Below are 22624 nucleotides of genomic sequence, written 5' to 3'. Positions count from 1 at the left end.
CCATCCCCCCAAAGCCCGGCGGCAGGCAGTTTTCGCTCGGCCCGCCCGCGTGGTCCCACGCGGGCGCGACTGGCCGCGTCCGCTCGTAAGAAGGAGAAGGCCATGCGCCTCTCGCGCTTTTTCATCACCCGCCCGATTTTCGCGGCAGTGATCGCGATCATCATCACGATCCTGGGCGGCATCGCCTATTTCGCGCTGCCCATATCGCAATATCCCGACATTGTGCCGCCCACTGTCACGGTGACGGCCAGCTATCCCGGTGCGTCGGCGGAGACCGTCGCGGAAACCGTCGCGGCGCCGATCGAACAGGAAATCAACGGCGTCGACGACATGCTCTACCAGTCGTCGCAATCAACCGGCGACGGCAATGTCACCATCACCGTCACCTTCAAGTCCGGCACCAACCTCGATGCCGCGCAGGTGCTGGTGCAGAACCGCGTCGCGGTTGCGATCCCGCGCCTGCCCGAGGAGGTGCAGCGCCTCGGCGTCGTCACGCGCAAGACCAGCCCCGACTTCCTGATGGTCGTCAACCTGATCTCGCCGGACAACTCGATCGACCGCAGCTACATTTCCAACTACGCCCTGACGCAGGTGAAGGATCGCCTCGCCCGTCTGGAAGGCGTCGGCGACGTGCGCATGTTCGGTGCGCGCGACTATGCGATGCGGGTGTGGATCGATCCCGGCCGTGCCGCCGCGCTGAACCTCACCGCCGGCGATATCGTCCAGGCGCTGCGCGGGCAGAATATCCAGGTCGCGGCGGGCTCGCTCGGCCAGCCGGGCTCGCAGCACAGCGGCAATGCCTTCCAGCTCAATGTCGAGACGCAAGGGCGCCTGAAGACCCCGGCGGAATTCGGCCGCGTCGTGATCCGCACCGATGCGCAAGGCCGTCAGGTGCGCGTGAGCGACGTGGCGCGCGTCGAACTGGGCGCCGCCGATTATTCCTCCAACACCTATCTTTCGAACCAGCCCACCGTCATCCTGGCCGCGTTCCAGCGCCCGGGCTCCAATGCCCTCGCCGCCGCCGAACGGATCAAGGCGGAGATGGACACGATCTCCAAGACCTTCCCCAAGGGCCTGGAATATCGCGTGATCTACAACCCCACCGCCTTCATCGCCCAATCGATCGACGCGGTGTACCATACGCTGGGCGAAGCCGTGCTCCTCGTCGTCCTCGTCGTGATCGTATTCCTTCAGAAATGGCGAGCGGCGATCATCCCGGTCGTGGCGATCCCCGTTTCGCTGATCGGCACCATGGCGGTGCTGCTGCCGCTGGGCTATTCGCTCAACAACCTGTCGCTGTTCGGGCTGGTGCTCGCCATCGGCATCGTCGTCGACGACGCGATCGTCGTGGTCGAGAATGTCGAACGCAACCTGGCGCATGGCATGACGCCGCTTCAGGCCGCGCGCACCTCGATGGACGAAGTGTCGGGCGCGCTGGTCGCGATCGTGCTGGTACTGTTCGCGGTGTTCCTGCCGACCCTGTTCCTCAACGGGCTGTCGGGCGCCTTCTACAAGCAGTTCGCGGTAACGATCTCGGTCGCGACCGCGATTTCGCTGCTCGTCTCGCTGACGCTGTCGCCGGCACTGGCCGCGCTGCTGCTCAAACACCATGCTGGCGAGGCAAAGGGCGGTATTGGGCGCTGGCTCGGGCGGGCTGCCAATGGCTTCAACCGCGGCTTTGAGCGGATGAGCAACGGCTATGCCCGCCTCACCCGCAAGCTGGTGACGCGGCCGAAGCGGATGATGCTCACCTATGCCGGGCTGATCGCGGCGACCGTCGCGACCTTCTGGGTGACGCCGGTGGGCTTCATCCCGGCACAGGACCAGGGCTATTTCCTCACCGTGATCCAGTTGCCGCCGGGCTCCTCGCTCGAACGTACCGACGCGGTGATGCGCGAGGTGGTGGCGCGAATCCTGCCGATCCCGGGTGTCAAAGGCTCGGTGATGCTGGCCGGCTTTGACGGTCCTTCGCAGACGCTCGCCCCCAACAGCGCCGCCGCCTATGTGCCGCTGCAAAGCTTTGAGGAGCGGCAGAAGCTGGGCGTCAGTCTGGCCAGCATCATGGCCGAGGCCCGCAAGCGCACCGCCGACATCAACGAGGCCATGCTATTGGTGGTGCCGCCGCCGCTCATCCAGGGCATCGGTTCGGCCGGCGGTTATCGCCTGATGGTCGAGGATCGCGGCGAGCATGGCTATGACGCGCTCGGCAAGACGGCCTTCGGGCTGATCGGCCAGGCGAACCAGACGCCCGGGCTCGCCCAGGTCTATACCTTCTTCAACACCGCCACGCCGCGCGTTTTCGCCGATATCGACCGGCGCAAGGCGGAGATGCTAGGCGTGCCGTCGGAGCGGGTGTTCGAGGCGCTGAACGTCTATCTCGGTTCCACCTTCGTCAACGACTTCAACATGCTGGGCCGTACCTATCGGGTGACAGCGCAGGCCGATGCGCCGTTCCGGGCAACCGAGGCGGACATCGCCAATCTGAAGACGCGGTCCGACAGCGGCGCCATGGTGCCGATCGGCTCGGTCGCGACGTTCGAGAACAAGACCGGGCCGTATCGCGTCACGCGCTACAACCTGTTCCCGGCGGTGGAAGTCGATGGCGATACAGCCCCGGGCTACAGCTCCGGTGCGTCGCTGGCGGCGATGGAGAAGCTCGCCGCGCAGTTGCCGGCCGGATATGACGCCGAATGGACCGGCATCGCCTTCCAGCAGAAGATGGCGGGCAGCACGGCGGGGCTGGTGTTCGCGCTGGCGGTGCTGTTCGTCTTCCTGGTGCTGGCGGCGCAGTATGAAAGCCTGACGCTGCCGCTGGCGATCATCCTGATCGTGCCGATGTGCCTGCTGGCGGCGATGGCGGGCGTGAACCTGCGCGGCATGGACAACAATGTCCTGACGCAGATCGGGCTGGTCGTGCTGATTGCGCTCGCCGCGAAGAACGCGATCCTGGTGGTCGAGTTCGCCCATCAGGCGGAAGTCCGCGATGGCCTGTCGCCCGTCGACGCCGCCGTGCGGGCGGCGCAGGACCGGTTGCGGCCGATCCTGATGACCAGCTTCGCCTTCATCCTCGGCGCAGTCCCGCTGCTGATCGCCAGCGGCGCCGGTGCGGAGCTGCGCCAGGCGCTGGGCACGGCGGTGTTCTTCGGGATGATGGGCGTCACTGGCTTCGGCCTGCTGTTCACGCCGACCTTCTACGTGGTGTGCCGCGCACTGGGCGCGCGGCTTGCCGCACGGCGGAGCGAGGGCGGTCTTTCGCCGCAGCTTCAGCCCGCCGAATAACGAGCAGGAGATTACGCATGCAACGCATTGCATCCATGATGGCCGCAGTCTCGGCGCTGGCGCTTTCCGCCTGCGCCGCCGGCCCGAACTATACCGCCCCCGCCCGCCCGCAAAGCGCGGCAGGTGCGTTCCTCTCCACCAGCCCGGCCGTCACCACCGCGCCGGTGGAGGGAGACTGGTGGCGGCTCTACAACGATCCCGTGCTCGACCGGCTGGTCGCAAAGGCACTGGCCGCCAATACCGACATCCGCGTCGCCGTCGCCCGCATCGAGCGCGCCCGGGCAGCACTGCGCGGCGCCACGGCCGATCGTCTGCCCCAGGTCGATGCGAGCGCCGGCGCCAATTATGGCCGCGTGCCGGCAAGCCAGCGCCCGGTCGGTGCCCCGATGGACGACTGGCAGGTCGATACCGGACTGAGCGTCAACTATGAGGTCGATCTGTTCGGCCGCGTCCGCCGCAATGTCGAGGCGGCGCGCGGCGATGTCGCCGCCGCCCAGGCCGATGCCGATGCCGTGCGGGTGATCGTCGCCGCCGATACCGCGCGCGCCTATGCCGATGCCGTCTCCGCTGCCGAGCGGCTGGCCGTGGCGGAGCACATCGTCGCGCTGCTCGACCAGTCGATCGACCTGACCCAGCGCCGCCGCAATGTCGGGCTGGCGACCCGGCTCGATGTCGCGCGCATCGCGGCACTGCGCAACCAGCGCCAGGCCGACGTGCCCGCCTTCGCCGCCGCACGCGACGCGGCGCTGTTCCGCCTCGCCACGCTGATCGGCAAGACCCCCGCCGAGCTGCCGCCGGAAGCCCGCGAGCGCCGCACGACACTGCGGCTCGACCAGCCGATTCCCGTGGGGGACGGCGCGACCTTGCTTGCCCGCCGTCCCGACATCCGTGCCGCCGAACGCCGGCTTGCCGCCGCCACGGCCAGGATCGGCGTCGCCACGGCCGATCTCTATCCGCGGATCACGTTGGGAGGCTCGGGCGGATCGACCGGCAACGATTTCGGCAACATCTTCGGCGCAGGTCCGCTACGCTGGCTGCTGGGCGGACTGATCAGTTGGTCGGTCAATCCCGCCCCTGCCCGTGCCCGCATCGCCGCCGCGCAGGCGGACACGCAGGTCGCGCTCGCGACCTTCGACGGCACGATGCTGACAGCGCTGCAGGAAACCGAGACGGCGCTGTCTGCCTATGCGCGCGCGCTCGAACGACGCACTGCGCTGCAAGCGGCGCTGAATGAGGCGGAAGCGGCCGTGCGCATCGCCCGCGCGCGGCAGGCAGAGGGCGACATCAACTCGCTCGACCTGCTCGATGCCGAACGCACCTTCGCTGATGCCCAGGCTTCGCTGGCAGCCGCAGATGCGGCGATTGCCGAAACCCAGGTCGACCTGTTCCGCGCACTCGGCGGCGGCTGGCAGGCGCGAGCGTGAAATAGGGAAGATGCCCCACTCTCTTCAGTAGCAGGACATGCTTTCGCATCTTTCGCTCCCCTCCCTGCAAGGGAGGGGAAGCGATTTTCAGTCCGCGCGGGACAAGCCCCCTCTACAGCGACCGGATGATCGCCGAAAAGTCCAGGCCCCCCTGCCCGGCCGCTGCGAAGGCTTCGTAGAGTTCGCGGGCGCGGGTGCCCATCGGCACCTGCGCACCGACATCGGCGGCGGCTTCGGTCGCCAGCGTCAGATCCTTGAGCATCAGCGCCGCCGCGAACCCGCCCTGATAGCCATTGTCGGCCGGCGATTGCGGGCCGACACCGGGTACCGGGCAATAGCTGGTCATCGACCAGGACTGGCCCGACGCCTTGCTGGAAATGTCGAAAAAGGTCTGCAGGTCCAGCCCCAGCTTTTCGGCCAGCGCAAACGCCTCGCACGTCGCGATCATCGTAGCGCCGAGGATCATGTTGTTGCAGATCTTGGCCGCCTGCCCTGCCCCGCTGGCACCGGCATGGATCACCGCCTTGCCCATCGCCGACAGGATGGGTTCGGCCCGGTCAAAGGCCTGGGCGGAGCCGCCGACCATGAAGGTGAGCGTACCCCCGTTGGCCGCGGCAATCCCGCCGGAAACGGGCGCATCGACCATCGCATGCCCCGCCACCTGCGCCGCCTCCGCCACGCGCCGTGCGGTGGCGACATCGATGGTCGAGCAGTCCAGCAGCAGCGCATGGGCCGGCGCATGGCCGATCACCTCTTCGGTATAGACCCGCTCGACGATCGCACCATTGGGCAGCATCGAGACCACTGCCTCCGCATCCACAACCGCTTCGCGCACCGATGCGTGCGTCGCGCAACCATTGGCGCCGGCGCGGTCCAGCGCTTCTGCGGACAGGTCGAAGGCATGAACGTCATGCCCGGCCTTGGCCAGGTTCGCGGCCATGCCGCCGCCCATATTGCCCAGCCCGACGAACGCGATCCTCATACGGCCATCCTTCCAGTAACCCGACCGCTTACAGCGGCTTCCATTTTTCCTGCGCGGGCAGCGGCGCGAAAATCGCGTCGATCTGCTCGGCCGTAACCGCCTCCGGCGTCGCCGGATCCCAGCGAGGGGCATTGTCCTTGTCGAGGATCACCGCACGGACCCCCTCGGCGAAATCGGGCAGACGGCAGACGCGGGTGGCGACGGCATATTCCTGCGCCATCTCGGCCGCGAAATCAGGCATGGCACGCCCTTCGCGTACGATACGCAGCGACACCTTGCAGGCCTGGGGTGATTTCGTGCGCAGCGTGGCAAGGGTGGCGGTGGCCCATTCGCCGCCATCCGATTCCAGCGCGGCGAAGATCGCCTCTACCGTCTCGTCGGCGAACAGCCGGTCAATCGCCGGCTGTTGATCGAGGATTTTTGCCGCAGGCGCCTGCGCGGACAGCCCGGTCAGGATCGACTCCACCTGTTCGGGATCGGCGAGGATGGCGGCTTTGGCCGTCTCCAGCGCCTCTGCCGGCAGAAAATGCGTCGCCAGCCCCAGCGCAAGACATTCGGCACCGTCAAGCCGGTGGCCGGTCAGTGCCAGATACTCACCCATATGGCCTGGCAGGCGCGACAGATACCAGCCGCCGCCCACATCCGGGAACAGGCCGATGCCGGTTTCCGGCATGGCGAACTTCGTGTTCTCGGTGGCGATGCGACAGCGGGCGGGCTGCGAAATCCCCACGCCGCCGCCCATCACGATACCGTCGGCAAAGGCGACGATCGGCTTGGGATAGGTGAACAGCCGGTGGTTGAGGCGATATTCGGTGTGGAAGAAGTGCGCGGCCGCCGCGCCGTCGCCCGCACCGCTCTCCGCGATCAGCCGGATGTCACCGCCGGCGCAGAAACCGCGGCCTTCGGCATGGTCGAGCAGGACGATGCGGATCGCCGGGTCATGCTCCCACGCATCGAGCGCATCGAGCATCGCCTGGCACATCGCGGTGTTGAGCGCGTGCAGCGCCTTCGGGCGGTTGAGGCGGATACGCCCGGCCGCGCCGTCGGTTTGGGTGAGGAGGTCAGTCATTTCAGTATCTCACGCGAAGGCGCGAAGGCACAAAGAAGAAGGAAGTGGTTCGCTCCGAAGCGAAGCCCCTCCGCCGCGCCAGCGGCGTAAGATCTAGGTCTGATAGGCGGCCGCCGCCGCCCCGAGTTCCAACATCTCTGCGTCCTCTGCGCCTCTGCGCGAACGAAATCTTCGTGCCTTCGCGCCTTCGCGTGAAAACCAAAGCTCCCCCCGCTCATTCGCGCACCAGATCGCGGCCGACGATCATCCGCATCACCTGATTGGTGCCCTCCAGAATCGAATGCACGCGCAGGTCGCGCCAGAAGCGCTCGATCGGATAATCCATCAAATAGCCGTATCCGCCATGCAACTGCAGCGCGCGGTCGACCACCGACGAACCGGTGTCGGTCGCCAGCCGCTTGGCCATCGCGGCGAAGCGAGTCTTGTCCGGCGTGCCCGCCGTTACCTTGGCAGCAGCGAAATAGAGCAGCGCCCGGGCGGCCTCCAGCTCGGTCGCCATGTCGGCGAGCGTGAACTGGGTGTTCTGGAAATCGGCGATCGCCTTGCCGAACTGCTTGCGCTCCTGCGTGTAGCGGATCGCCTCGTCGAGGCAGCGCTGCGCGCCGCCCAGCGAGCAGGCGCCGATGTTCAGCCGCCCGCCGTCGAGACCCATCATCGCGATGCGGAAACCTTCCCCCTCGGCGCCGACCAGATTCTCCACCGGCACCCGAACGTTATCGAGGATGACCTGCGCGGTCGGCTGCGAGTGCCAACCGAGCTTGCGCTCCTGCGCACCGAAGCTGACGCCGGGCATGTCCTTTTCGATCGCCAGACAGGAAATGCCCTTCGACCCGTCCTCCCCGGTGCGAACCATGGTGAGGTACAGGTCGTTCTCGCCGCCGCCCGAGATGAACTGCTTCGAGCCGGTCACCACATAGTGATCGCCGTCGCGGACCGCGCGCGTCTTGAGCGCTGCCGCGTCCGAGCCCGAGCCCGGTTCGGTAAGGCAGTAGCTGGCAAGCCGGTCCATGGTGACGAGGCTGGGGAGATATTTGTCCTTCACCGCCTGCGCGCCGAACCGGTCGATCATCCAGGCGGCCATGTTGTGGATCGAGATGAACGCGCTGGTCGACGGGCAGCCATAGGCCATCGCCTCGAAGATCAGCGCCGATTCCAGTCGGCCCAGCCCGATGCCGCCCGATTCCTCCGAGACATAGATCGCCGCGAAGCCGAGCTCGGCCGCCGCCTTGATCGTCTCGCGCGGGAAGATGTGCTTCTCGTCCCACTCGGCCGCGTGCGGGGTGATCGCATCAGCGGTGAACTTCTGCGCCATCTCCTGGATCTGGCGCTGGTCGTCGGTGAGGTCGAACTGGTGGGTCATCGTGCCTGTTGTCTCAAGCTGTCATCCCGACGAAAGTCGGGATCCATTGGGGGTGCCGACGCGGCTCTTGCTGCGACCGAGTGGCGAATGGATCCCGGCTTTCGCCGGCATGACGGTGGAGGGAGGAATGGAAAAGTTGCCCTGCGTCTACATCCTCGCGAGCAGACGCCATGGCACGCTCTATACGGGAATCACGTCGGACCTGATGGGCCGCATCCACCAGCATCGCACGGGTGCCATCCCCGGCTTTACCAAGCGCAACGACGTCAAACGGCTGGTGTGGTACGAAGTCGGCGGCGATATGACGGCAGCAATCCGACGCGAGAAACAAATCAAAGAATGGAAGCGCGACTGGAAGGTGGCGTTGATCGAGAAGGCAAACCCGTTCTGGGAAGACCTCGCCATCAGCCTTGGCTTTCCGCCGCTGAATGCCATTGAACCTTGAGGCGTCATCCGAGCGAAAGCCGGGATCCATTCGCCACTCCGCCGGGGCTGGCGCCGCTACGGCGACCCCAATGGATCCCGGCTTTCGCCGGGATGACAGACATGGAGAGAGGGACGCCGCCACCCCCCGTCACCCCATCGTCGGGATTACGAAGGCGTTGCTGCCGTCGCCGGCACCATCGGGCCAGCGGGCGGTGACGGTCTTCACCTTGGTCCAGAACTTCACGCCTTCCATCCCGTGCTGGTTGGTATCGCCGAATGCCGAGCGCTTCCAGCCGCCGAAGGTGTGATAGGCGACCGGCACCGGGATCGGCACGTTGATGCCCACCATGCCGACATTCACGCGCGCCGCAAATTCGCGCGCGGCATGGCCGTTGCGGGTGAAGATCGCGACGCCATTGCCATATTGGTGCTTGCTCGGCAGCGTCAGCGCTTCCTCGAAATCCTTGGCCCGCACCATCTGCAGCACCGGCCCGAAAATCTCGTTGCGATAACTGTCCATGTCCGGCGTCACATGGTCGAACAGCGTCGGGCCGACAAAGAAGCCGTTCTCATGCCCTTGCAGTGTGAAGCCGCGCCCGTCGACGACCAGCTCGCCACCCTCGTCGACGCAGGTCTGGATCCAGCGTTCGATATTCGCCTTTTGCTGTGCCGTCACCACCGGGCCGTAATGGGCCTGCGGATCGGTCGAGGTGCCGACCTTCAGCGCCTCGATCGCGGGGATCAGCTTGGCCTTCAGCCGCTCTGCTGTCTCGTCGCCCACCGGCACCACCACAGGCAGCGCCATGCAGCGCTCGCCCGCCGAACCGAACGCCGCGCCCGACAGGTCGTTGACCACCTGGTCGAGGTCCGCGTCGGGCATGACGATGCCGTGGTTCTTGGCCCCGCCCATCGCCTGAACGCGCTTCCCCGCCGCAACACCACGCTGGTAGACATAATGGGCGATGTCGGACGAGCCGACGAAACTCACCGCGCCGATCGCGGGATGGTCGAGGATCGCGTCGACCATTTCCTTGTCGCCGTGGACGACCTGGAAAATCCCCTCGGGCAGCCCCGCCTCCAGCCACAGTTCGGCCAGTCGGTTGGGCAGCGACGGGTCACGCTCGCTGGGCTTCAGGATGAAGGCATTACCCGTCGCCATCGCCACCGCGCCCATCCACAGCGGGATCATCGCCGGGAAGTTGAACGGCGTGATGCCGGCGCCGATGCCGATCGGCTGGCGCATCGAATAGACGTCGATGCCCGGCCCTGCCCCTTGCGTATATTCGCCCTTCAGCGCGTGCGGGATGCCGCAGCAGAATTCGACCACTTCCAGACCGCGCTGGATGTCGCCCCGGGCATCGGCGAACACCTTGCCATGCTCGATCGAGAGCATGTGCGCCAGCGCATCCATGTTCGCTTCAACCAGCGCCTTGAAGGCGAACATCACCCGCGCGCGGCGCTGCGGGTTGGTCGCCGCCCAGCCCGGCTGCGCAGCCTGGGCCGCCGCGACGGCACGGTCGAGCGCGTCCTGTCCACCCAGCACCACCTCGGCCTGCACAGCGCCGGTATTGGGATCGAACACCGGCGCCTTGCGGCTTGCGGCCAGTCCGGCAGTGCCGCCGACGATGACGTGATCGACGATATGCATGGCAATCCTCTCCAAAAACCCGCCTTGCTTTGCCCGATTGTAGGAATATGCATTTTCGCTCGCAATGACGAAGAATGCAGGGAGCATCTGCAAAAATGCAGGCAATGGACTGGCGCGATCTGCAAACCTTCCTGGCGCTGGCGCGCACCGGCCAGATGGGCCGCGCCGGCAAGGTGATGGGCGTCAACGCCACCACGATCGCGCGACGCCTTCGCCGGCTGGAGGCAACGCTGGGCGCGACGCTGTTCGAGCAAACGCGCGAAGGCCAGATACTCACCGAGGCGGGCGAGGCCCTGCTGGCACGCGCCGAGACGATCGCCCTCGCGGCAAACGAGATCGAGGCCCATCGCGGCGATCGCTTTCCCGGCATATCGGGCACGTTGCGGATCAGCGCGCCAGAAGGATTCGGCAGTCGCCTGCTCGCCGGGCAGGCCGCCGCCTTCAGCGCGCTCCATCCCCGCCTGACGCTCGACCTTGTCGCGAACAGCGGCTTTCTTTCTCCCTCGAGGCGCGAGGCGGACATTGCCGTCATGCTATCCCGCCCGCGTGCGGGGCCAGTGATCGCGCAGAAACTGTCGGACTATGCGCTGCAGCTGTTCGCAACGACCGCCTATCTGGAGACATTCGGCACCCCCCGCATGCCGGCGGACCTGCGCGAGGGGCATCGCTTTGTCGGTTATATTCCCGACCTGATCTATGCGCCCGAGCTCCATTATCTCGACGAATTCTGCGAGGGGCTGACGCCGCACCTGCGCTCCTCGAGCATCAATGCACAGTATCGGATGGTCAGCACCGGGGTCGCGATCGGCGTGCTCCCGGCCTTTATCGGCAGGGCGGATCCGGCGCTGGTGCCGGTGCTGCCCGAGCGCCGCATCCTGCGCTCCTTCTGGCAGGTGACGCACAAGGATTCGCACCAGCTCGCCCGCGTCCGCGCCGGACGCGAGTGGCTGGCGGAGGCCGTGCAGACCTATCGCACGCTGCTCCTGCCGCCCGAATGAAGGGCTGCGCGGGTTCGCATCCGTCCTGATCGCAGTTCGCGCTGGTCCAAGACGATCGGCCGATACGCCGCTAGCCTCCCCGTCAAGCGCCAAAAGGTGCAGTTCACAAGGGGAGAGGATATGCGCATTCGTTTCGCAACGGTCTTGCTTGCGTCCACGGCATGGGCCGCGCCCGCATTCGCCCAGTCGACCGAGCAGCCTGCCGCGCCGGCACCGGCAGCCCAGTCGGACAGCGGCATCGCCGAAATCGTCGTCACCGCGCAGAAGCGCGCGGAAAATGTTCAGGACGTGCCGATCGCCATTTCGGCCTTCAGCGCCAACACGCTGCAGGAACGCGCGGTGGGCAGCGTCGCCCAGCTTTCGGCCATCGCACCCAACGTCAATCTCGATGCCGGCACGCCCTTTTCGGGCTCCCCCGCGGTACTTTCGGCCTATATCCGCGGCATCGGATCGGATGACTTCGCGTTCAACATCGACCCGGGCGTCGGCCTCTATCTCGACGGCGTCTATCTGGCCCGCACCGTCGGCGCCAACCAGGATCTGATGGACGTTTCGCGTGTCGAAGTGCTCAAGGGCCCGCAGGGCACGCTGTTCGGCCGCAATACCATCGGCGGCGCGATCTCGATCGTCACGCGCGATCCCGGCAAGGAGTTCCGGGTGCAGGGCGATGTGACGACGGGCAGCTACAACCTGCTCCAGGCCCGCGGCGCGGTCGACATTCCCATTGCCGAGGGGCTGGGTTCGATCCTCAGCTTCGGCGTCAAGACGCGCGACGGCTTCCTGCAGCGCATCCCCTATCCCGATCCCCGGGCGAATAATTCGCCGTCCTACACGGGGTTTGCCGCAGCCGGCTATGGCAACAGCAGTCGCGAAGGCGGCAACGACAACTGGAACCTGCGCGGCAAGCTGAAGTGGAACCATGGGGGACCGCTCACCCTGACGCTGTCAGGCGACTATAGCCGCGACAAGGGCACCAGCGCCAACAAGCTGCTTGGCACGGCAGAGACGGTGCCCGGCAATTTCGCCGGCACAGCGGACCTGCCCGGCACGGCATTCGATCCCACCGGCACCACCGGATTCCTGTTCGCCGGACTGTACAATTTCTGCATCGGTGCGACGCAGCAACAGATCGCCGCGCGCAATGCCCAGGCGCTGTGCGGCGTGTCGGGCACGCAGTTCAACCCGCGCTGGCGCCTTCCCAGCTATGCCGGGGTGAATGTCGACAACAATCCTAACAATGATCGCCTGCCCTGGGACAGCCGCTACCTGATCGCCGATCCGGACAAGAGCTATGCCACCGGCAACAGCTTTTCGGACCTGAAGAACTGGGGCTTTTCCGGCGTCCTCGACTATGATCTGGGCAAGTCGATTTCGCTGAAGTCGATCACGGCCTATCGCGAACTGAAATGGGCGGCCGGGCTCGATGCCGATGGTTCCCCTTTGAACTTCCTGCAGCTCAGCTTCACCATGCGCCAGTGGCAGTTCAGCCAGGAAGTGCAGCTGCTGGGCAAGGCGCTGGACAACAAGCTGAACTACGTCCTTGGCGGCTATTATTTCAAGGAAGCCGGCAATCTGCACGACTATGTCACCTTCGCCGAAGGACTGGTGCAGGTGGACGGCCCGAACCGGCTGGAGACCGAGAATTTCGCGGCGTTCGGGCAGATCGATTATCGCCCGATCGACCTGGTCGGCATCACTGTCGGCGGCCGCTACACCAATGAGAAGAAGCAGTTCGAAGGCGGCCAGCAGGAACTGAACGGCTTCAACTACAAGCTGTTCGGCTGCACCGACGCCAATGGTAACATCACCCCGAACGGCCCCTTCCCGCTCGCGCCCGTGACGTGCCAGACCGGGCTCGGCTATCCCGATCCCAACAATCCGGTGCGGGTCTATGTGCCCGGCGTGAACCACAAGAGCTTCAGCAATTTCTCGCCGAAGCTGGGCCTGCAATTGCATCCGCAGGACAATGTGATGCTCTATGCAAGCTGGTCGAAGGGCTACAAGACCGGCGGCTGGACGACCCGCCTGACCAACCCGCAAGGCGCCGTAGCGCCGGACTTCAACGAGGAAAAGGCAACCACCTGGGAAGCCGGCATCAAGTCGACCCTGCTCGACCGCAAGCTGCAGCTCAACGCCGCCGCCTTCACCACCGATTACAAGGACATCCAGCTCAACATCCAGATCGGCACCTCGCCGACCATCGCCAATGCCGGTGACGCCCGCATCCGCGGGTTCGAAGTGGAGGCCGTGGCAGCCCCGGTGCGCGGGCTGACGATCAATGCCTCGCTCGGCTATATCGACGCCTATTACACCCGGGTATCGGCCACGGCGGCGGCGGTGAGCGGCCCCAGCCCCTTCCAGGCCGGCGCGGCGGTCGGTGCGCCGCTCCCCAAGACGCCCAACTGGAAGACCAGCGTCAGCCCCCGCTACGAAACACGGCTGGCCAATGGCGGATCGGTGATCCTGCTGGCCGACTGGAGCCATGCCAGCGGCGTCTGGAACGACACCGCGCGAACCTATCTGCTGTACCGTCCCGCCTCCGATCAGGTGAATGCCAGCGTCGGCTATGAGGAGCCGAATGGCCGCTGGACGCTGACGGTGGGCGGCACCAACCTTACCGACAATCGCTACCTGACCTCCGGCAATTCCAATGTCTCGGTCGGCGCGTTCTTCGGCACCTATAACCGCCCGCGCGAATGGTATGCGCGGTTCGGCTTCAAATTCTGAGGAGCCTTTTTATGGAAATCGCAGCAGCCGTCACCGAACAAGCGGGCGGCCCCTTCCGGATCGAACGGTTGCGGATCGATCCACCGGGAGGCGACCAGGTGCTGGTGCGGATCGTGGCATGCGGCGTGTGCCACACCGATATGGTGATGCGCGACGGCGCGCTCCCGGTGCCCTTCCCTGCTGTATTCGGGCATGAAGGCGCCGGCGTGGTCGAAGCGGTGGGGCCGGCAGTTGCCGGCCTCGCCCCCGGCGACCGGGTGCTGCTCAGCTTCGACAGCTGCGGCACCTGCCCCGCCTGCCACGATCACCAGCCCGGCTATTGCCCGGAATTTTTCCCGCGCAATTTCCTCGGTGCGTTAGGCCCCAATCAAGGCGGCCTGTGGCGCGGCCAGGCGCGGGTCGGCAGCAATATCTTCGGCCAGTCGGCCTTCGCCACGCATGCCCTGGCGCATCAGCGCAACGTGGTGAAGGTGGATGCAGACCTGCCGCTGCACCTGCTGGCACCGCTCGGCTGCGGCATCCAGACGGGCGCGGGCACAGTGCTGGAAACGCTGAAGGTCCAGCCGGGGCAGGCGATCGCGATCTTCGGGGCGGGCGCCGTCGGTCTCGCCGCGGTAATGGCGGCCGTTATTGCGGGCGCGGGCCGCATCGTGCTGCTCGATCGGCATCAGCATCGGCTGGCACTGGGCGAAGCGCTGGGGGCCACGGAATCTGCAACCAGCCTCGATGCGCTGGCAGGGCCGTTAGATTATATCGTCGACACAACCGGCGTTCCCGCCTTGCTTGCGCCCGCCATCGACCTGCTCGCCGGGCGCGGCACGCTGGCACTGGTCGGCGCCTATCCCTCCGATCCGAAGCTCGCCATTGATGCCTCGGCCATCATGAGCATGGGTCGCCGCATCGTCGGCGTGGTGGAGGGAGGCATCGATCCGCAGCGCTTCGTGCCCGAACTCATCGCACACTATCGGGCCGGGCGACTGCCGATGGAACTGCTGGTCAAGACCTACCCGTTCGCAGACATCGAGCAGGCGGTGCACGACTCCGAGACCGGCGCCGTCATCAAGCCGGTATTGCTGATGGAAAACGAAGGCTGAGCAGCGCAGGGCTGCCCGGCCGTTACCGCGACCGGGCAGGCCGCAACAGAATGGCCCCATCCTGGCGCTGCGCCTCCAGCCCGAACAGCGCGCCGATCAGCGCGGCGCTTTGTTCGGGCGTATCCAGCCGGAAACGGCCGCTGAAGCGGCTAGCGCCCCGCGCGGGATCGGCGAGGCGGATCGGAACGGCACTGTACCGGCCGATCCGCTCCAGCGCGGCGTCGAGCCGCATCTGGTCTGCGTTCAGCCAATAGTCGCTCCAGCTGTCGTCGCTCTTCGCGTCGAAGTGCGCAATCCGCGCCGGGGTGGACCCGATGCGAAGCCATTCGCCGCCCGTTACGACCAGCGGCGCGCGCCCCGCCTGATCGACCCGCACCCGCCCGCGATAGACGTGCAGTTCCACAGCATCGGCAAGCGTATCGACGCTGAAATTGGTGCCGAGCGCAGTGAAGCTTGCGCGCGAAGTCGCCACCGAAAAGGGGCGGCTGGCATCGTGCGCAACTTCGAACCGCGCCGCACCTTTCTCCAGCGTAACCGGGCGGGCACCGGCCGCGAAAGCGACCTGCACGGCCGAAACCGCGTCAAGCGTCATGGTCGACCCATCCGAAAGGCGGATCACTTCACGCTTGCCCACTGCACTGGCAAAGCGCGAGACTGCAGCGACCGGAGCCGATGGCGGCGTCGCTTCCCGCAGCAGCACCGGCACGGCAATTGCCGCAGCCAGCCCCGCCGCCACCGCCGCGACACGCACCCCGCGGACACGGCGCAGCACCGGCCGGAGCCGACGGTCGCGCGCCGATCGCGGCGCCACCGGTTCCGGCAAGGGCGCGGGCGCCATCGACACGCGCCTTTCAGCCTCCAGCACCTCCAGCACCTCCAGCAAGGCCGGGTCCTGCAACACGGTGCACATGCGCGAAAACGCCTGAAGGTGCGCCTCGGACTGGTTGAGCCAGCCGATCAGCGCGCGGCGTTCGGCCGCATCCAGCTCAGGGAGACGATCCGCCCAGTCGGCGGCCGTTTCCAGCACCTCTTCTTCAACCATGTCCGACATCCTCTCCGGCCACGTCTTCGTTCAGGGCGACGTAATCCGAAAGGTCGACCATCGCGCGTACCAGATGTTTTTTAACTGCTTCCAGGCTCAACCCCAGGTCATCGGCAATTTCGGCGCGCGATTTGCCGTCGAGATGGCGCTGGACGAATACCGCGCGGCGCAGGGGCGGCAGCGACGCCAGCCTTGCCTCGAACCGCGACAGGCGGCGGCGATAGTCCAGCACTTCCTCCGGCAGCGGCAGCGTACAGGCGATTTCGGGATCGAGCGGCTCGGTCGGCCGCGCTCCCTTGCGGGCGCCGGCATAGACGATCGAATCCGCCACTCGAAAGGCATAGGCGAGCGGCTGGTCGATCTGCTGCCGCCGCTCCTGTTCCACCACGCGCACAAACGTCTCCTGCACGATGTCGTCCGCCTGCTCCGGATCACGAAGCCGCCTGCGGACATAGGCCGTCAGGCGCAACCGATGTTCGGCGAGCGTTTCTGCCGCCCCCATCAATCGCATCTTTCCGGCAACACCGTCACCTGAGGGAAGAGTGCGCGCAGACGGGAACGGGGACAATCAGCGGCGCCCCTTCCCGTTTGGCAGTCAAAAGGCATAGCGAATCCCCGCACTCACCACCCGTCCGCTATGGGTATAGGCGAGCAGCCGGCGCGCGTCGCGATCGGCATATTGGATCACCGGCGCGTTGGTCAGATTCTGCCCCTCCAGCACCAGCTTTGCGCGACGCCCGAGCGCGATATGCGCGGCGGCGTCCAGTGTGGCGCTGGGGGCGATCCACTCGCCGATATTGCCGCTATTGCCGATCGCGGTGCGATAGCGGTCGCGATAGGCGAGCGAGGCGCGGACGTCCCAGCCGTGCCCGGTGTAATAGAGCGTGGCGTTGCCTTGCCAGCGCGACAGATCAATCAGCGTCAGCCGCACCGGCACGGCGCCATAGACCACGTCGGACCGGCCATCGGCATAGGTGCCGTTCAGTTGCACACCCAGCCGGTCGAGCGGCGCCGGCAGAAACCGCAGTTCGCGCTGCACCGTCAGTTCGGTCCCCACTATCGATGCGCCGCCACCATTGAACGGCCGGATGACGTTGAACAGCGTACCGGCGCTTTGCCCCGGGAACAGAAAGGCGAGCGGATAGCCGGTATCGGCATAGCGCTGCACCGTCGTCACCGAGGTAATGAACGAATCCATATGCTTGTAGAACAGTCCGAGCGCGATCAGCCCGCCGCCGCCATACTGTTCCAGCGCGAAGTCGAGCGACTGGGCGCGGAACGGCTTCAGGTCCGGATTGCCGGTCGTGATGGTACCGCCAAAGGGCGATACCGAGACCACTGCTGCGGCCGCCAGATCGCCGACATCGGGCCGATTGACATTCTGGCTGGCCGCCAGCCGCAACAACAGGTCGCGGCGAAGCCCCAGCCGCACCTCCAGCGAAGGCAGCCAGGCGCGGCTGATGCTCCGGCGCGAAATGGGCGCTGCCAGCGCATCGCTGCTGGCGGTGCCGGTCGACCGCGTCAGCACGGCCTCATACCGCAGTCCGGCGCGCACCCGCAGCGGCATCGCGCCCGCCTCCCCGTCCCAGTCGAGCAGCGCAAAGGCCCCGCCATTCTCCTCGCGCAGGCGGTAATCGGTGCCCGGAACATTGTCGCTGGCATTCAGATCGCGACGCTGGCCGGTCGCGGCATAGGTCGCATCGACATCGGCGACGATATAGGGCGCCAGCGTCGGCCCGCTGAACAGGGTCGTTACCGCTGCCCCTCCATCGGGATAATCGACGCGCGTTCGCCGCTGATAACCGCCGTTTTCGAACCGGCGCCAGCTGCCGCCGGCCCGCAAGCTGAGCCCGGGTGCAAGCGTCCGCTCGAGTGTCAGCCGTGCCTGGGCATTGCTGTTGTCGATCGCGTCCTCGCGCGCATCGGCCCGCATCAGCCCCCATACCCCCGGATCGGCGGGATCGAAGCCGTACCAGTTGCGCGGCGTCGCGCCGGTCGAAACGGTCGCAAAGTCCCGATTTTTCGACTGGAGAAACACCTTGTCGAACACCGGGCCGCGGAACGCCGAGTGATTATAGCCGGCCAGCAATTCCACCACCGTCGCCGCGCCCAGCGGCTTGCGCAGCGACAAGGTCGCCTGGTCGAACTGCGTCCGGTCCTCGCTCCGCTTCGCTTCGGTGCGCAGGTCGACGCCCGAATAGCGGGCGGCGGCCAGTGTGTTACCGACAATCGTTGCCGATAGCAGCCGCTGGGTACCGACGACATCGCCGCTCAGGCCGTTCGCGCCTGCCGCCGCCAGCGAATATTCGTGCCGATGGTCCGCCAGCGCCGCATGGACCCAGTCCAGCGCCACGGCAAAGCCATCGTCGCCCCGATACTGGACGGCACCGACCAGGTTGAGGCGTTCCAGCCGGTTGATCCAGCTCGAATAGGTCGCAGCACGGGGACCGTATACCGGAGCGCCGGCGGTGCCGGTCAGCCGCGCGCGCTGGTCGGCTGGAATGTCCGGCCCGATATTGGCCGCACCGAAGGTGATCGGCGCCCAGTCCCAATTGCGATAGCCATATTCGGCAACAGCGTTGCTGCTGTAGGATAGTGCCGCCAGCACGCCCCAATGATCGCCGCGCCGCGACACTTCCGCCGTGGCTTGCGGCGTGATCGCCATGCCATTGCCGCCGGCGCGCGCGCGCAACGACACTAGGGTTTCGCCGCCGGGCCGGTCGAACGGCCGCACCGTCTGCAGGGCGACCGTGCCGCCGATGCCGCCCGCGTCCGCATCGGCCGCCCAGCTTTTCTCCACCACGGTCTGCGACAACAGGCTGGCCTCGAACACCGAATAGTCGAAGCGGCGCTCGCGGCTGACCGATCCGCGATTGTCGAGGCCGGACGCCGTGGTAGCGAGCGCATCGATGCCGTTCAGCGTGGTGCGCGTGAAAAGCGGCCCCAGCCCGCGCAGCGAGACCTGGCGCCCCTCGCCATTGTCACGGCTGATCGCGACGCCGGGCAGGCGCTGCAGCGCATCGGCAACGTTGCGGTCGGGAAAATCGGCAATATCCTCGGCGCGGGTCGCCTCGCGCACCCCGACGCCGCGGCGCTTGAGCGCAATCGACTGGTGCACCGCATCGCGATAGCCGGTGACGACGATCAGCTGCGGCTCGGCCGGTTCAGATGGGACAGCGGGTATTGGCGGCGGCGCTATGGGGGCCGCCAGCACGATATAGCCGTTGCCTGCGGCCCGCATGGCAAGCGGCAAACCGGCAATGGCGCGGGAGATCGCCGCCGCCGCCGACATCCGGCCCCGGATCGGCCGGACGACACGAAGCGTTGTCCCCTGGGTAGTGACGATCTGGATGCCCGCTTGCCGCGAAATGGCGCGCAGCACGTCCGGCAAGGGGCCGGGTGCGATGTCGAAGCGGATGGAAACGCGCCCAGCGGCGATCCGCGTCTGGCACGGCGCCGCAACGGGTGAAAGCGATCCGACGATCAGCGCCACCCCCGAAATCCACCGGTACGGTTGCCGACACCCGCGCAGACCTTTTGCCTCCGCAGGCGCGGCTATCAGCGCAACATGACAGAATGTTGAAACGAACCCGGGTGGGGAGGAACGGCCGCACCGTTCCTCCCCCGGTGAAGTTTAGAAGGAGATGCGGACGCCACCCATCACCGTCGTGCCCGAACGGGTGACGACATAAAGGCGCTGGGTGCTGTCCGAATATTGCTTCTCGCGCTGGTTGGTCAGGTTGATCGCGTCGAAGGTCAGCTGGATCTTGTCGGTCAGGTTGTAATGCGCCGACGCATCGACATAGGTGGTCGGCGCATAACCGGTCAGGTCCTGATCCTTGCCGAGGCTCGTCGAAACCGGCGAGGCGCTATAGACATAGCCGCTGCGATAATTGACCGAGACGCGCGCGTCGAACTTGCGGTCCTGGTAATAGAGCGTCGCATTGGCGTTGACATGGCTGAGGCCTTCCAGCGTCGTGCGGGTCGCGTCCGGGCCATAGATCTTGGTGTAATCATATTTGGCGTCGAGATAGGTGAAGTTGCCGCTCGCGCCGAAATGGTCGAACGGGGCCGGCAGGAAGGTGAAGTCCGCCTGACCGGCCAGCTCCATTCCCACCAGATCGGTGCCGTCGAGGTTCACCGGGATCGAATAGCTGGTGATGATGGTGTTCGGCGTCAGGTTCGGCGCCAGCGTGGTCGGCTGACCGGTGACGCTGTACGGCACGTTCGACAGCGTCTTGGTGGCGATGAAGCCGTCGAGATGCTTGTAGAAGCCGCCCAGCGCGACATAGCCGACCCGGCCGAAATAGCGTTCGAGCGACAGGTTGAGGTCGGTCGACTTGTACGGCTTCAGCGCCGGGTTGCCCACCGAGACGCTATAGGTGCCATCGTCATTGAGCGAGACCGAAGCATTGGCCGCCAGCGCGCTCAGCGTCGGACGGTTGATGTTCTTGCCCGCCGAAAAGCGCAGCTGCAGGCCCTTCTGCAGCTCCAGCGTCAGGTTCATCGCCGGCAGCACGCCGTCATAATGCTTCTTGATGCTGGCGGTGCCGCTGCCGAGCGGACCGCTCGACACGCCGCTCGAGGTCAGATCGGTGCGATAATAACGCAGGCCGATATTGCCGCGGAACGGCAGGCTGCCGAGCATATGGTCCCAGTCATATTGGGCAAAGCCGGCGCCGGTACGCTCTTCGACCGCGAATACGCTCAGCTTCGGCCCCAGATAGGCATTGCGATCGATGCCGAGCTGGCTCAGCGCCTTGTTGTAATCGACCACGACCCAGTTCTGGCCGGTATAGCCGGTATAGACCTGGGCATAGTTGGCGATGTTGGCGCTGACCTTCCCGGTCTGGAATTCGGTCTGGTAGACGTTGACCTGCCCGCCGCGGCTGTAGCCGCTATTCTCGAACCGGCGCCATTCGCCGCCGAATGACAGCTTGTCGTCGGGGCTCAGCGTATATTCGAAGCGGCCCTTGGCCGTGTCGAATGCCGAGTCCTGATAGTTGGACGAGATGATCAGATTGTGGGCATGCCACAGCGCAGGGTTGCCGGTGTCCCACTTATAGGTGTTGACCAGCGAATAGGTGCCGCCGCGATAATCCGAAATCACGTCGCCATAGGATTCGAGATAGAATTTGTCGCTGATCGGCATGTTGTAGCTGGAACGCTCAAGACCGGCGGTGAAGAAGAATTTCAGCTTGTCGTTCAGCTCGGCATCGCCGCTCAGCACCAGCTGCTTGAAGATGTTCTTGGTCTTCTGCGTGCGGGTTTCGGTGGCAGTGTTGGCCTGCGATACGTCGAGATAGTCGACTTCGTTCTGGTCGTTCCAGTGGATCGCGTTGATCTTCGAGTTCTTGTACACCACGCCCGCAAAGGTCTGCGCGCCGCCCAGCCAGGTCGAACCGCCGCCGCCGCGCGAGGCGAGGTGCGTCTCGAAGCGATCGCCCTTGAACTCACCGTACAGGCCGTCGAGCGCGAGGTTGATCTTGTCGCTGGGCTTCCACTGGATCGCGGCGGTCAGGCCCAGGCGATCCTGGGTGCTGTCCCACACCGACAGGCGGTTGCCGCGCGCAAACCGCAGATCGCCCGAATTGACCTTCGCCTGCTGGTCCGGCGTCAGCGCGGAAATGTCGCTGCCGTTCGACTTGTTGCGGCGCCAGCGATAGGTGTCGAAGCCCTCTTCGCGCGTGTTGCGGTGGCTATAGGCGCCCGAAATCAGGATGCCGAAATTGCCCCAGTTCTTGGAAAGCAGGCCGGTGAAGCGCGGCTGCGCGTCCTTGGTCAGCGTGTTGGTGCCGAGCTGGGCGGAAACCACCGCCTTGGTACCCGTGTAGTCAAACGGCCGGCCGGTGTGCAGGCCGACAGTGCCCGCCAGACCGCCTTCGGTCTGGATCGCCTGGTACGACTTCTCGACATCGACGCGGTTAAACAGTTCGGCGGCGAACAGGTTGAAGTCGAAGGCGCGGTCGCGCGAATTCTGGCCGCGGCTGTCCTGCGGCGAGTCCACGTTGCCCAGCACTTCCATGCCGTTCAGCTGCACGCGGGTGAAATCGGGGCCGAGGCCGCGCAGGCTGATGCGACGGCCTTCGCCGGCTTCGCGGTTGATCGCGACGCCCGGCAGGCGCTGGATCGCTTCGGCGAGGTTGAGGTCCGGGAAGGCAGCAATGTCGTCGGCCGCGATCGAATCCTGGATGATCGCCGACTTGCGCTTGATGTCGCGGGCCTGTTCCAGGCTGGCGCGATAGCCGGTGACGACAACTTCCTGCGGTGCATCGGCGGCGGGCTGCTGGTCCTGGGCAAGGGCCGGCTGCGCGGCGCAGCCGAGCGCCGTCGTCACCAGCCAAAGGGTGCGGTTGTTCAACATGATCTGGATAACCCCCTAGAATTTGGTCGCGCATGTCCCGCGCAGGAAGCGCGGTTCGACGGGGAAGAGGGGTTTTCTTCCCCAACGGGGACAGAAGAATTTTGTTAAACTTTCGTGACTTTTATTACTATATTGTTACGAATCACAAACCCATCGAAGGATTGGATTTTTAGAGAAATATAACCCAGCGCCACTCGCCGCGTGCACCGGT

Annotated in this window: 14 protein-coding genes; 6 read left to right on the top strand and 8 right to left on the bottom strand. The window is 65.9% G+C overall.

Translation table 11 applies throughout. The annotated features are described in order from the left end of the window. Positions 1-102 precede the first annotated feature (102 nt). On the top strand, positions 103-3279 hold the full coding sequence (locus ACT53K_RS04260; protein ID WP_476227315.1) for an efflux RND transporter permease subunit: 3177 nt from the start codon (positions 103-105) through the stop codon (positions 3277-3279). A 17-nt stretch (positions 3280-3296) separates the two neighbouring features. Further along, positions 3297-4703: an efflux transporter outer membrane subunit gene (locus tag ACT53K_RS04255; RefSeq protein ID WP_476227314.1), complete on the top strand. Its 1407-nt coding sequence runs from the start codon at positions 3297-3299 to the stop codon at positions 4701-4703. 112 nt (positions 4704-4815) lie between these two features. On the opposite strand, the gene mmsB is transcribed toward ACT53K_RS04255, so the two are convergent. The 3 genes from mmsB to ACT53K_RS04240 form a co-directional block, all read right to left on the bottom strand. Further along, the gene (gene mmsB, locus ACT53K_RS04250) at positions 4816-5685 is read right to left on the bottom strand and encodes a 3-hydroxyisobutyrate dehydrogenase (protein ID WP_476227313.1); all 870 of its coding nucleotides are present in this window, start codon (positions 5683-5685) and stop codon (positions 4816-4818) included. A gap of 28 nt (positions 5686-5713) precedes the next feature. Then, a complete protein-coding gene (locus tag ACT53K_RS04245) occupies positions 5714-6754 on the bottom strand; it encodes an enoyl-CoA hydratase/isomerase family protein (protein ID WP_476227312.1) in 1041 nt (346 codons plus the stop codon). A gap of 214 nt (positions 6755-6968) precedes the next feature. Further along, positions 6969-8114, bottom strand: a complete 1146-nt coding sequence (locus ACT53K_RS04240) for an acyl-CoA dehydrogenase family protein (protein ID WP_476227311.1) — start codon at positions 8112-8114, stop codon at positions 6969-6971. Between the two features lie 127 nt (positions 8115-8241). On the opposite strand from ACT53K_RS04240, the gene ACT53K_RS04235 reads away from it, so the two are divergent. Continuing rightward, positions 8242-8559, top strand: coding sequence for a GIY-YIG nuclease family protein (locus ACT53K_RS04235; protein WP_476227309.1), 318 nt, complete (start codon positions 8242-8244; stop codon positions 8557-8559). 129 nt (positions 8560-8688) lie between these two features. Here ACT53K_RS04235 and ACT53K_RS04230 read toward each other — a convergent pair whose 3' ends face one another. After that, positions 8689-10188 carry a CoA-acylating methylmalonate-semialdehyde dehydrogenase gene (locus ACT53K_RS04230; RefSeq protein ID WP_476227308.1) on the bottom strand — a complete coding sequence of 500 codons (1500 nt, stop codon included), beginning with the start codon at positions 10186-10188 and terminating at the stop codon, positions 8689-8691. A gap of 104 nt (positions 10189-10292) precedes the next feature. Between ACT53K_RS04230 and ACT53K_RS04225 the strand changes: the two genes are divergently transcribed. The 3 genes from ACT53K_RS04225 to ACT53K_RS04215 all read left to right on the top strand — a co-directional run bounded on the left by ACT53K_RS04225 (position 10293) and on the right by ACT53K_RS04215 (position 15007). Beyond that, positions 10293-11186 (top strand): LysR family transcriptional regulator, encoded by an 894-nt coding sequence (locus ACT53K_RS04225; RefSeq protein ID WP_476227307.1) that lies wholly within the window; start codon positions 10293-10295, stop codon positions 11184-11186. 120 nt (positions 11187-11306) lie between these two features. Next, a complete protein-coding gene (locus ACT53K_RS04220) occupies positions 11307-13913 on the top strand; it encodes a TonB-dependent receptor (protein WP_476227306.1) in 2607 nt (868 codons plus the stop codon). Positions 13914-13924: 11 nt separating this feature from the next. Further along, the gene (locus ACT53K_RS04215) at positions 13925-15007 is read left to right on the top strand and encodes an NAD(P)-dependent alcohol dehydrogenase (protein ID WP_476227305.1); all 1083 of its coding nucleotides are present in this window, start codon (positions 13925-13927) and stop codon (positions 15005-15007) included. Between the two features lie 22 nt (positions 15008-15029). On the opposite strand, the gene ACT53K_RS04210 is transcribed toward ACT53K_RS04215, so the two are convergent. The 4 genes from ACT53K_RS04210 to ACT53K_RS04195 all read right to left on the bottom strand — a co-directional run bounded on the left by ACT53K_RS04210 (position 15030) and on the right by ACT53K_RS04195 (position 22413). Further along, a complete protein-coding gene (locus tag ACT53K_RS04210; RefSeq protein ID WP_476227304.1) occupies positions 15030-16049 on the bottom strand; it encodes a FecR family protein in 1020 nt (339 codons plus the stop codon). Then, positions 16042-16551, bottom strand: a complete 510-nt coding sequence (locus ACT53K_RS04205) for an RNA polymerase sigma factor (protein ID WP_476227303.1) — start codon at positions 16549-16551, stop codon at positions 16042-16044. The genes ACT53K_RS04210 and ACT53K_RS04205 overlap by 8 nt, the downstream gene beginning before the upstream one ends. Positions 16552-16644: 93 nt before the next feature. Beyond that, positions 16645-19542, bottom strand: a complete 2898-nt coding sequence (locus tag ACT53K_RS04200; protein WP_476227302.1) for a TonB-dependent receptor — start codon at positions 19540-19542, stop codon at positions 16645-16647. 141 nt (positions 19543-19683) lie between these two features. Further along, positions 19684-22413 carry a TonB-dependent receptor gene (locus tag ACT53K_RS04195; protein WP_476227301.1) on the bottom strand — a complete coding sequence of 910 codons (2730 nt, stop codon included), beginning with the start codon at positions 22411-22413 and terminating at the stop codon, positions 19684-19686. Positions 22414-22624 lie beyond the last annotated feature (211 nt).

Source organism: Sphingomonas sp. DMC8, assembly GCF_056314185.1.
This window is presented reverse-complemented; position numbering and strand designations above follow the sequence as displayed.